Genomic DNA, 11,067 nt, shown 5'->3' with positions numbered 1-11,067 from the left:
TCGATAGCGCTGGTGCAGCTCACCAACCATCAAGGTCAACTGCGCGGCACTCTGCTCGGGCTCGTAGAGTGAACTGGACGGCGCTCTGCACGCACTTCGTAGGGTGGGCTTCAGCCCGCCGGTAACCATGGCCCCGTTGGTGGGCTAAAGCCCACCCTAACGCTCACACTCACACCTGATGCATCGATAGCGCTGGTGCAGCTCACCAACCATCAAGGTCAACTGCGCGGCACTCTGCTCGGGCTCGTAGAGTGAACTGGGCGGTGCTCTGCACGCACTTCGTAGGGTGGGCTTTAGCCCACCGGCAACTGCTCATTGGTAGGCTGAAGCCCACCCTCCGGTCACTCGATGCGCCGATACGCGTAGTGCTGCGGCTTGAATACTTGGTTGAAATGCCGACCTAGTGAATCGGCTTCGAGCAACGCCTGCACCGCTTCGGGCGGGACCTCTTCGTAGCGGTACAGCGCGCCGCTGCTGAACTCCACTTCCAGCACCTGCTGCCCGGGGTCGTAGCCGAGCGAGCGCAGGCTGCGCGAAGACACCGCTGCACGCTTCATACCGCCGGCCCGGGTTCCTGAGCGAAGCCTTCGGCCTGCATGCGCCACAGCGCGTCGAACTCACCGCCGCGGCGGCGCAGCTCCTGCGGCGGGCCGTCTTCGACGATGCGGCCGTCGCGCAGCACGATGATGCGATCGAAGCTCGCCAGCGTGGATAGCCGATGGGCCACCGCGACCACGGTGCGGTTGTGCACCAGGTTGTTCAGCGCCGCCTGGATCTCGCCTTCGGACTGAGTATCCAGCGCCGAGGTCGCCTCGTCGAGGATCAGGATCGGCGCGTCCTTGAGGAATGCGCGGGCGATACCCAGGCGCTGGCGTTGACCGCCGGAGAGCATCACCCCGCGCTCGCCGACCAGGGTGTCGTAACCCTGCGGCAACTCGCGGATGAAGCCGTCGCAGAAGGCACTACGCGCCGCCTCGACCACCTCTTCATCGCTGGCGTCCGGGCGGCCGTAGCGGATGTTCTCGCGGATGCTGCGGTTGAACAGCGCGGTTTCCTGCGGGACCACGGCGATCTTCTCCCGCAGGCTGTCCTGGCTGACGCCGCGGATATCCTGGTCGTCGATGAGAATGTGCCCGTCCTGCACGTCGTCGAGGCGCTGGATGAGGTTGATCAGGGTCGACTTGCCGGCGCCGGACGAGCCCACCACACCAACCTTCTGCCCAGCCGGAATGTGCAGGTCCAAGCCCTCGAACACGGCGCCGCGGTCCGGGTAGCTGAAGCTGATGCGTTCGAAGGTGATATCGCCTTCGGCCAGCATCAGCTGGTTGTCGGTGTCATCGAGACCGTGGGGCTGGACGATGATGCGCAGGGTGTCGTCGATGGCACCGATCTGCTGCGTGGCGTCCACCAGCGCCAGCGCCAAGTCCCGCGAGCCATGCAGGATGCGAAAGGTCAGTGCGCTGACCAGCACCACGTCGCCGGCCGTGACCTCGCCACCTACCCACAGCTGGATCGCCCAGATCAGCATGCCGCCGGCCATCACCGACAGGCAGATGTCGTGCATCACCCGGGCCTTTTCCAAGTACATCCAGCTGCGCCGCTGGGCGCGGGCCTCGAAGCCGATCTCGTGGGCCAGGCGCTCGGCCTCGCGGTCACGGGCGGAGAAGGCCTTGATGGTCCAGACGTTGGAGACTGCATCCACCAGCTCGCCGCCGACCCGTGCCGATTGCGCGGCGAAGCGCTGATGCTTATAGCGACCACGAATACCGAACCCGGTGATCAAAACGGCGACGATGGCGACGAAGATGATCAGCGCCACGGCCATGCGCACGTCCACCGTGAGCAACACCACCACGGCGCCAAGAAAGTCGACGATCGGCGGCACGATCTTCCAGGCCAGCCCGCCGTAGATGGCGCCAGCCGCCTGGCCAACGGCAGAGATGCGATTGCCCAGCGAGCCGGCGAAATGCTCGGTGAAATAACGCATCGGGTGGCCGGTCAGGTGCTTGAACAGGTCGACGCGGATATCCACCACGCTGGCCACCACGGTGCGGCAGCCGAGCCAGCCGCCCAGGCGCCAGAACACGTTCTCGGTGACGATCAGGCCAATGAACAGCCCCAGCGGCCACCAGACATTGGCCGAGCCGCGATCCGCCGTGCCCTGAGCCATGGCGTCGACCAGCAATTTCATGCCGTACTGCACCGCCACCGCGCAGCTGGCGGCACCGATGATCAGCGCCAGCAGCCCACCGAAATGCCAGGGCCGGGCGCAGATGTAATGCCAGAGAAAGGCGACCGGGCGGCTCGGCAACGGCAGCTCGTCCGCCTGCGCCTGCGGTATCCCGGTCGCCTGGTTCATGGCGTGGCTTCGGCGAACTGCGGGGCCGGGCTGGACTGGCTGAAACGCATCTGCTGCAGCCGCAGCTCATCGGCCAGGCCCTCATGCACGCAGCGCTTGCCGTTTTCGTCAGGGAAGCCGAGCAGTCCGACCGGGCAGTGGCGCTCGTCGGTCCAGCCCGGATAGTCGAGCACCGGATACAGGCAGATGCCTTCCACCGGCACCCCGGCCTGCATGGCCAGGCCCGCCTGCTCGCTGACATAGCGCAGCCAGTCGCCGCGCACGTCGCCCTCGGCCCCGGTTTCGGCGATCAACAAGGGTCGCCCATAGCGCTGATGGATCTCCCGCAGGATGCCCTTGAAGGGCCGGTAATCCGGGCTGCCCCGTTCGATGGTACGGCCGTCGCCGTGGTACCACTGGTTGTTCGAGTAGTAATTGATGCCCAGCACGTCGAGGTACTCCGGGGCACCGCCGAGGCCCGGCCATTGCTCGCCGCAGAGCATGTCCCAGGCCTCGAACTGCGATTGGCGGAACCGCTCGGCGTCGCGCTGCGGCCCGGGCCGGTCGTTGCCCGCGACCACATGGATCGCCGGGTCGACCTGAACGAAACGCGCCCGTGGCTCGACCGCACGGATCGCCTGCATCGCGGCAATGGTGGCGCGCACCAGCTGGTGCTTGAGTTCGAAGCCACGGCCGCGGGCCATGGGATTGAAATAGGCCTCGTCACCGCCGGCCCAGGCCCAGAAGGAGATTTCATTGAGCGGCGCATAGAACGGCACCTCACCGGTCTCGTCCTTGATCAGCTGCGCGGCCGCCGCGGCATAGCGGGCGAAGCGCTCGACGAACTGCGGCCGCCAGATGTCGATGTCGTCCGGCCAGCCGTAATGACACAGATCCCAGATCACCTGGGTGCCCTGGCGCTGCGCCGCCTGCAGCATGGGCAGAAAGCTCGACCAGTCGTATTGCCCCGGCTGGCGCTCGATCAGGTGCCAGCGCAGACCGTCGCGCACGCTGTGCAGGCCGTAGCGGTGCAGCTCGGCGTAGTCGTGGGCCGCCCAGCGGTCGTGCCCCGTCGCGGCAATCAGATCGAGACGGCGGCCGTCGCTGCGCCGGTGGTTCGAACACTCGAAACCACCAAGGAAGAAACTCTTGAACAGACTGGGGTGGTGCATCGTTTACCTCATGGATGACTCGCTACGGCCAGGCGGCAGCCGAGCGGCACTGGCCTGCCGCGGCGACAGGCTCATGCATAACGACCGTCCGGCTTCAGCCGAGTTGCTCGGGCACCGCTTGCGGCTGCGTTGCCAGCTCGGCTTCCTCGATGCGCTTGTACAGCGCCAGCGCCTGCCCGACCACCTGATCCATGTTGTAGTACTTGTAGGTGCCCAGACGGCCGACGAAGGTCACGCCGGGCGTCTCGTCCGCCAGCTGCTGATAGCGCTTGTACAGCTCGGCGTTCTCGGGACGCGGGATCGGGTAGTAGGGATCGCCCTCGGCCGCGGGGTACTCGTAGGTGACGCTGGTTTTCGGGTGAACCTGTCCGGTGAGGTGCTTGTACTCGCTGATGCGCGTATAGGGCACGTCCTCGCTGGGGTAGTTGACCGTACCCACGGCCTGGAACTGTTCCTGGTCGAGCTGCTTGTGCTCGAACTTCAGCGAGCGATACGGCAGCTTGCCGAAGCGGTAGTCGAAGTATTCGTCGATCGGGCCGCAGAAGATCAGATGGTCGAATTGCACCTCATCGCGAATTTCCCGGTAGTCGGTATTGATCATCACCTTGATGTTCGGATGCGCGAGCATCTTCTCGAACATCTTGGTGTAGCCGTATTTGGGCATTTGCTGGAAGGTATCGGTGAAGTAGCGGTCGTCGGTATTGGTGCGCGTCGGAATGCGCGAGGTCACCGACTTGTCCAGCTGCGACGGATCCAGCCCCCACTGCTTGCGGGTGTAGCCGCGGAAGAACTTCTGGTAAAGCTCGCGGCCGATGCCGTTGATCACCACGTCTTCGCTGGTCTGGATGTTCTCCACCGGCTCGGCACGGCTGGCGAGAAAATCTGCCGCTTCCTCTTCGGTGGTCATGTTCAGACCGTAGAGCCTGTTCAGCGTGGTCATGTTGATCGGGATCGGTACTTCCTGCCCATCCACCTGTGCGAGCACGCGATGCTCGTAGGGGCGCCACTCGGTGAACTGCGAAAGGTAGTCGACGATGCGCTGGGCGTTGGTGTGGAAGATGTGCGGGCCGTAGCGGTGAATCAGCACGCCGGCTTCGTCGTACTGATCGTAGGCGTTGCCGCCGATGTGCGGGCGGCGGTCGACCACCAGCACACGCTTGTTCAGCCCAGTAGCGAGGCGCTCGGCGAGAACGCTGCCGGCAAAACCGGCACCGACGATGAGGTAGTCGAAGCCGCGCCTGCGCGCCTGTGGCTGGTCGCCAGAGCCTGCGCCGAGACGTTCCGGGTTGCTGTCCTGCGGGCTCATATTGCGCATTGCATCTTCTCCTTCATCAGGCTCCAGGTGTGATCCCAGGACATGTCGCCTAGGATCTCGTCGGCCTTGGCCAACAGCGCGTCGCGGTCCTCGGCATCGGCCAGCGCAGCTTCGGTGGCGGCGACGAACGCCTCGGCGCTGTCGGCGATGCGCACGATGCCGGTATCACCGTAGGTGCGCACCACATCGGTGATCGGCGTGGACACCACCGGGCAACCGCCGGCGAGGTATTCGGGGGTCTTGGTCGGGCTGATGAAGCGGGTGGACTCGTTCAATGCGAATGGCATGATCGCCACGTCCCAGCCGGACAGGTACTGCGGCAGCTCGTCGTAGGTCTTGCCGCCGAGGTAGTGGATGTTGTCGCGCTGCGGCAGCTCGGCTGGGTCGATCTTGACCACCGGACCGATCAGCACGATCTGCCAATCCGGCTTCATCCGCGCGACCTGCTCGATCAGCTCGAGATCGAGGCGCTCGTCGATCACCCCGTAGAACCCGAGACGCGGATGGGGAATCTCCGCCTGGTCGTCCGGGTCGTGCTGCTGTCGGCGCGCGGCGGCGAAGTGCTCGACATCGACACTGCTGGGGAACGGGTGGGCATTGTCGTGACGCTGGCGCTTGGCTTCATAGAGGCTGTAGCCGCCAGTGAAGACCAGATTGGCCCGGCACATCAGCTCAACCTCGCGCTCGACCAGCTGCGGCGGCGCGCCGCGGAACGCCGATAGCTCGTCCATGCAGTCATAGACGATCAGGTTCGGCGCCAGATGGCCGGAGAAGGCCAGGCTCATCGGCGTGTAGTACCAGAGCAGCAGGTCGCTGACGCCGAGCTTTTCCAGGTAGCCGTCGAGCAACTGGCGTTGCACGCGGGTCGCGTCCTCGCCCTCGCAGCCGGCCGGCAGGCGCGGAATCAGCACCTGCACGCCGTTCTCTTCGGGGCGCACTTCCAGCCACGGCTGGGCATCCTCGGTGGGAATGGGTTCTTCGTGGAAGAGCACGTTGTAGTCGCGGGCAAAGCGCGACATCAGATGCTGCGGGCGCTGGTAGACAAAGCTCCAGCGCAGGTGCGAGAGGCATAGCAGGGTTGGGACCTGATCGTCGAAGACAACCTCGGCCGGCGCCTGCTGCGCGTTGCGGGATTTACCGATGTCGTATTGGAACGGGCCGGCCCAACTCATTTAGCACCTCATTTCGGTAGCTGTGCCCAAGCGTTCCTGCTCGCTCACGTTGCCACTTCGATGCCAGCGCTGCCCTGCGTAAGGCGTGTCATCTCGGGGTGGTTGCGAGCCGTTGCAACGTCCTGCTACCCGCGCCACCTGCCGGTAGTGGACGGCAATCGGCGGTGCGGGTTCCCGCCAATCATCCGATTGCGCAGCCCGTCGACCGGCCAGCGGGTGGATTGAACTCGCTCGGACCTCCCCCCGTCCCTATCTGCAGGACGCCTGATTTAAACCGGCATCGGAACCCCCCGCGCGCAGCTTGTGGTCGCCGTCCCGTTCCGTTTCGCCGATCCCAATTACGGAGACTCATGCAGCGCCAGCCATGGCCAGCCGCAGTGTCCCGAGCGTGTCGAAAAGACAGCGAATTCGGAGGTAGACAGATGATTCTGGTGACAGGAGGAGCTGGATACATAGGCTCACACGCGGTACTCGAACTGCTCCAGGCCGGCCACGAAGTGCTGGTACTGGACAACCTGTGCAACAGCTCGAAGCTGGCCCTGGACCGAGTCGAGCATCTGGCCGGGCAGCCGCTGCACTTCGTTAAAGGCGACGTGCGCAACCGCTCGCTGCTCAAGGCGTTGTTCGCTGCCTATCCGATCGGCGCGGTCATGCACTTCGCCGGCCTGAAGGCCGTTGGGGAAAGCGTGCGTGAGCCGCTGCGCTATTACGAAACCAACGTCGGCGGCAGCATTGCGCTATGCCAGGCGATGGCCGAAGCCGGTGTATTCAAGCTGGTATTCAGTTCGTCAGCGACCGTCTACGGCGAGTCACCGGTGATGCCAATCACCGAGGACCGCCCTACTGGCGTGCCGACCAATCCCTACGGCCAGTCGAAGCTGATGGCCGAAAATGTGCTCAAGGGTCTGGCCGCTTCCGATCCGCGCTGGTCGATCGGCTTGCTGCGCTACTTCAACCCCATTGGCGCACATGAATCCGGACTGATCGGCGAAGATCCCAACGGCGTGCCGAACAATTTGCTGCCCTACATGCTGCAGGTGGCGGTCGGTCGTCGAAAGCAGCTAAGCGTGTACGGAAACGACTACCCGACACCGGACGGCACGGGTGTTCGTGACTACATCCACGTGGTCGATCTGGCCAAAGGACACCTGAAAGCGCTGGAACGGCTGCAACTGATTCACGGTGTTTCCACGTGGAACCTCGGCACTGGAAAAGGGCATTCGGTGCGCGAAATGATCACCGCCTTCGAGGAAGTCACTGGGCGCCCCCTGGCTCACGTAATCAAGCCGCGCCGCAGCGGCGACATTGCCCAGTGCTGGTCGGACCCGACCAAGGCAGAGCTGGAACTTGGCTGGCACGCCGAGAAAGACCTGACCACCATGCTCGCCGATGCCTGGCGCTGGCAGAGCCGCAACCCACACGGTTACTCGGTGGAAAAAGTCGCGGCAGCTGCACCTATTGCCCAGCAGACTGCGCTGGCGAGCTGAGGAACGACTACCCGCGCAGGCGAGTCCGGCCTATCACGTGGATAGATCGACTCGCCGATAGTGACCACCTCACAGCCAGGGCAGGCGTGAAGTGGGCATTGGCGCTCCATTACTGCCTGTCGATCTGATTCCCAACGCCGGATAACGACATCGCCGGCTCGTCCCCGCTCCACTCCAGCTTATTGTCGATTCCGTCCAAGGTGAGTTGTGCGGGACCGTCAAATACCAGATCCAACTCATGCTCGGCCCCTGACACCTCGACAATCGCCGTCTGTCCATCCCCGATAACCTTGGTGCGGATGTCGTTCTGGTTGGTATCCACCAACAGCCGGCCGACAGACTTGGCCGTCACGCTGTTACCGATGCCGGATACCTCCAGCGCCGAGGCCGTTGCCAGGCTGACCTCATGGTCCGTGCCATAGACCTGCACCACACCGCAGTCGCCGGTCAGGGTGATGTTGTTGGCGCTGCCGGAGATATTCACGTCCTTGCCGAGACAGGGCACGTCCCGCGACAGCTTGATGCCATCCAGTTCGATTGGTTGAGCAACAGCGGCATTCGCCAGCAGCAGGCCAGCCACAAGCATCACAACAGAAGCGCGAGAGTTCATTCGCAAAGTCCTTTCGAGGCGGAAGAAGGCATCGGAAGGTTTGGCATACCTTTAACCGCTCCGTTGCCGTGCGGCGTAGGACTCGATGGCTTCAGCCGAGTTCAGCCGGTGCTGGGGCACCGTGAAGGACCCAGCGTCTCTGCGCTAACGCTTTGCCAGCTGCGGGTCGCTGCGCTCGGCACCAAACCAAGTCGGACGCCCGAGTAACAGCAGCGATATCAAGGCGTACCACAGGCCAGTTCACGGCGGATCTTCGACGCATCCAACCGGCGGTTGAGCTGCACCACGCCGGTCAGCTGTGGGTCCTGCACGGCCAGGCGCAGCAGTGCCTCACGGGTCTGCGCGGCCGTGGCACAGGGGTTGAGCGAGGCATACAGCGCTGCCGCGCCGGTGACATGCGGCGCCGCCATGGAGGTGCCGCTCATGTAGGCATAACCGGCCGCGCCCTTGGCAGTCGGCACCGTGGAAACGATATCGACGCCCGGTGCGGCGATGTGCACACTCTTCGCCCCGTAGTTGGAGAAGCCTGCTCGTTGCCCGTTCTGACCGATCGCGGCGACGGCGATCACGTTCGGCAGCTGATAGCTTGCCGGGTAGCTCGGTGTCGCATCAATGTCGAGGCCGCTGTTGCCCGCCGCAGCGACGAACAGGATGTTGGCATTGCCGGCGGCACGGATGGCGTCGTACAGCGCCTGGGAATAACCACCGCCGCCCCAGGAATTGTTGGTCGCAACCAGATTGATCTTCTTCGCCAGCTTCAGCTGGGTCAGGTAGTTGACCGCCTTCACCGCACCGGCGGTGGTGCCGCCATTGGCACCAAGAAATTTCGCGGTAATGAGTTTGGCGCTCTGGCAGACGCCAAATACTCCGGCTCCATTGTTGGCCACAGCAGCCACTGTGCCGGCGACATGGGTGCCATGGTCATCGGCCGGGCCGTCGTAGACGCTGGCATCGTTGGCGCTGAAATCCCAGCCGTGGATGTCATCGATAAAACCGTTGCGGTCGTTGTCCTTGCGGTCGGCGCGGCTGCCTTCGCCCGGATTGATCCAGATATTGGCGCGCAGATCGGCATGGGTGGTCATCACGCCCTCGTCGATGATGCCTACGTGGATCTGACTCGAACAGGCTGCGCCGGCGTTCCAGACGGCCAGCGCGCCACTGCCGTACGGTGCTGCAGGCGATGTGGTGGCGCCCTGCATGCCCCAGAGGCTACCGAGCCCCGGATCGTTGGGGTTGGCCCGCTGGGTGCGATAGATCCAGTTGGGCTCGACGAACTCCACCGCCGGGTCGGCAGCCAGCCGGGCCAGCAACGCGGCATCGAGCTTCTTGCCCTTGCCCAGCTGCGCCTGCACCAAGTCACCCTTGGCGTCTTTGCGTGCCGCCTTGTCGAGCAGCTTTTGAGCGGCTTTGGCGCCCTGCTTGCTCAATGCCGCGTTCTTCGCCGCCTCAGAGGCAGCAGGTTTGAACTGCACCAGCAGCTCGCCCTCGACAAAGGGGCGACCAGCTTTGAGTGAAGCCTCAACCGCGGGGGCACTGGCCGAAACCTGCTCAGCTGCGAAAGTCAGCACTACCGCAACGACGAGACCGGCACGTTGTTTCCTGACCATCACTGTTCTCCTCGAACGACTACAGACAGTTCCTGCGGCAGTGCGCCGAACCGTATTTTGGTTAATGCGACTGTATCGGCAAGGGTGATGTCGTTTTAGTGGCGCCAGACAAGCGGCGCGCCCATTCGTCGCTTAGCTTTTCAGGGCGGACCTGGTATTGGTTGTGCTTGTGATGCTCGTTCGCCCGGCGCGCTCCACCAGCAAACGACCCGCACCGAGTCGTCTCGCTGTTGTGAGAGCGACCTTGATCGCGGATCTGGCGCCGCCAAAGCCTCTCCCCGGTGCCGTTACCCGGGCTTTTGCGCACTGCGCAATTCGCCCCGCAACCACTCTGCCAGGCGCTCGGCCCGCCTATCCACCCGCCTGGCCGGCACCCACAACGCCAATCTGGCGCTGGTTTCGACGAAGCCCCAGGGCGCCAGCAGCCGCCCCGATTTCAGATCGTCGGCGACCAGCTGCTGCGGCGCGATGGCCACACCCAGCCCGGCCAGTGCCGCTTCCAGGAGGAAATACAGGTGCTCGAAGCTCTGCCCGAGACGCAGCTGCGTGGGGTCCAGTTGCTGCCCGCGAGCCCAGCTCGGCCAGGCCTGCGGGCGCGAGGCGGTATGCAGCAGCGCTTCGTCGAGCAACGCAGCAGGCGGTGCGCTGCGCAGTTCGGTACAGCGCGGATGGTAGGGGCTGAGCACCGGGCCGATGCGCTCGGCGGCCAGCTCGAACACCTGCATGTCCGCCGGCCAAGGCGGTTCGGCGTACCACAGCGTGGCATCCAGCCCCGGTTTGCGCGGGTCCAGCTCGCCTTCACTGGCGGACAGCTGCAGGCGCAGCTCGGGCAGATCACGATTGAGCCGATCCAGCCGCGGAATGAACCAGCGCGCCAGCAGGCTGCCGGGGCAACCGAGGACGAACGGCGCTTCAGCGGTCTGCCGCTTCAGCTCGGCACAGGTGCTGCGCAGACGCTCGAAAGCCTCGCTGGCAGCATCACGCAGGCGCACCCCGGCATCCGTGAGTTTTACGCCACGACCGTCCTTGACGAAGAGGCCGATGCCCAGCTGCTCCTCGAGCTGCTTGACCTGCCGGCTGACGGCCCCATGGGTGACATGCAGCTCGCGCGCCGCTTCGCTGACGCTACCCAGACGGGCGGCCGACTCGAAGGCACGCAGAGCATTGAGAGGGGGGAGGCCCTGAGCCATAAGCGTGAGTTTTCCTGACATATTGTGGCGATCTTATCGCTTTTAACCAGGCGCCCATAGCCGTACCCTGAATCCATCGCATCATCCGATCGCCTGCGGGAGCGGCCTTGAACGCGAATGCGCCAGCCGCGCGTTCAAGACAAGCACCCAGGCCCGGCAACCGTTACAGGAGCCTC

The 11,067-nt window shown here is 64.4% G+C and carries 9 protein-coding genes; 1 reads left to right on the top strand and 8 read right to left on the bottom strand.

The window, feature by feature from the left end; all coding sequences use genetic code 11:
• Positions 1-341 precede the first annotated feature (341 nt).
• The 5 genes from AAEZ08_RS19785 to AAEZ08_RS19765 all read right to left on the bottom strand — a co-directional run bounded on the left by AAEZ08_RS19785 (position 342) and on the right by AAEZ08_RS19765 (position 5,997).
• Positions 342-557 carry a KTSC domain-containing protein gene (locus AAEZ08_RS19785; protein ID WP_500124983.1) on the bottom strand — a complete coding sequence of 72 codons (216 nt, stop codon included), beginning with the start codon at positions 555-557 and terminating at the stop codon, positions 342-344.
• Positions 554-2,359, bottom strand: a complete 1,806-nt coding sequence (locus tag AAEZ08_RS19780) for an ABC transporter ATP-binding protein (RefSeq protein ID WP_500124982.1) — start codon at positions 2,357-2,359, stop codon at positions 554-556. The genes AAEZ08_RS19785 and AAEZ08_RS19780 overlap by 4 nt, the downstream gene beginning before the upstream one ends.
• Complete coding sequence (locus tag AAEZ08_RS19775) at positions 2,356-3,510, bottom strand: glycoside hydrolase family 1 protein (protein ID WP_058065402.1); 1,155 nt, start codon at positions 3,508-3,510, stop codon at positions 2,356-2,358. Before AAEZ08_RS19775 ends, AAEZ08_RS19780 begins: the two co-directional genes overlap by 4 nt.
• A gap of 94 nt (positions 3,511-3,604) precedes the next feature.
• Positions 3,605-4,825, bottom strand: coding sequence for a UDP-galactopyranose mutase (gene glf, locus AAEZ08_RS19770; protein ID WP_500124981.1), 1,221 nt, complete (start codon positions 4,823-4,825; stop codon positions 3,605-3,607).
• On the bottom strand, positions 4,813-5,997 hold the full coding sequence (locus AAEZ08_RS19765) for a glycosyltransferase family 1 protein (protein WP_500124980.1): 1,185 nt from the start codon (positions 5,995-5,997) through the stop codon (positions 4,813-4,815). Before AAEZ08_RS19765 ends, glf begins: the two co-directional genes overlap by 13 nt.
• A 422-nt stretch (positions 5,998-6,419) precedes the next feature.
• On the opposite strand from AAEZ08_RS19765, the gene galE reads away from it, so the two are divergent.
• Positions 6,420-7,484, top strand: coding sequence for a UDP-glucose 4-epimerase GalE (gene galE / locus AAEZ08_RS19760; RefSeq protein ID WP_500124979.1), 1,065 nt, complete (start codon positions 6,420-6,422; stop codon positions 7,482-7,484).
• A gap of 109 nt (positions 7,485-7,593) precedes the next feature.
• On the opposite strand, the gene AAEZ08_RS19755 is transcribed toward galE, so the two are convergent.
• The 3 genes from AAEZ08_RS19755 to AAEZ08_RS19745 all read right to left on the bottom strand — a co-directional run bounded on the left by AAEZ08_RS19755 (position 7,594) and on the right by AAEZ08_RS19745 (position 10,891).
• Positions 7,594-8,094: a DUF3060 domain-containing protein gene (locus AAEZ08_RS19755; RefSeq protein ID WP_500124978.1), complete on the bottom strand. Its 501-nt coding sequence runs from the start codon at positions 8,092-8,094 to the stop codon at positions 7,594-7,596.
• Between the two features lie 218 nt (positions 8,095-8,312).
• Positions 8,313-9,701, bottom strand: a complete 1,389-nt coding sequence (locus tag AAEZ08_RS19750) for a S8 family peptidase (protein WP_500124977.1) — start codon at positions 9,699-9,701, stop codon at positions 8,313-8,315.
• 287 nt (positions 9,702-9,988) lie between these two features.
• Entirely contained in the window at positions 9,989-10,891 is a 903-nt protein-coding gene (locus AAEZ08_RS19745; RefSeq protein ID WP_500124976.1) for a LysR family transcriptional regulator, read from the bottom strand.
• Positions 10,892-11,067 lie beyond the last annotated feature (176 nt).

It is taken from the genome of Pseudomonas sp. E45-MNA-CIBAN-0222 (assembly GCF_040310405.1).
In the GTDB taxonomy this organism is placed as follows: Bacteria; Pseudomonadota; Gammaproteobacteria; order Pseudomonadales; family Pseudomonadaceae; genus Stutzerimonas; species Stutzerimonas stutzeri_AC.
Note: the sequence above shows the minus strand (reverse complement) of the source record. Positions and strands in the feature narration are given on the sequence as shown.

Coding starts and splice junctions, on each gene's coding strand:
- AAEZ08_RS19785 (WP_500124983.1), bottom strand. CDS start 557: ATGAAGCGTGCAGCGGTGTCTTCGCGCAGCCTGCGCTCGCTCGGCTAC.
- AAEZ08_RS19780 (WP_500124982.1), bottom strand. CDS start 2,359: ATGAACCAGGCGACCGGGATACCGCAGGCGCAGGCGGACGAGCTGCCG.
- AAEZ08_RS19775 (WP_058065402.1), bottom strand. CDS start 3,510: ATGCACCACCCCAGTCTGTTCAAGAGTTTCTTCCTTGGTGGTTTCGAG.
- glf (WP_500124981.1), bottom strand. CDS start 4,825: ATGCGCAATATGAGCCCGCAGGACAGCAACCCGGAACGTCTCGGCGCA.
- AAEZ08_RS19765 (WP_500124980.1), bottom strand. CDS start 5,997: ATGAGTTGGGCCGGCCCGTTCCAATACGACATCGGTAAATCCCGCAAC.
- galE (WP_500124979.1), top strand. CDS start 6,420: ATGATTCTGGTGACAGGAGGAGCTGGATACATAGGCTCACACGCGGTA.
- AAEZ08_RS19755 (WP_500124978.1), bottom strand. CDS start 8,094: ATGAACTCTCGCGCTTCTGTTGTGATGCTTGTGGCTGGCCTGCTGCTG.
- AAEZ08_RS19750 (WP_500124977.1), bottom strand. CDS start 9,701: ATGGTCAGGAAACAACGTGCCGGTCTCGTCGTTGCGGTAGTGCTGACT.
- AAEZ08_RS19745 (WP_500124976.1), bottom strand. CDS start 10,891: ATGGCTCAGGGCCTCCCCCCTCTCAATGCTCTGCGTGCCTTCGAGTCG.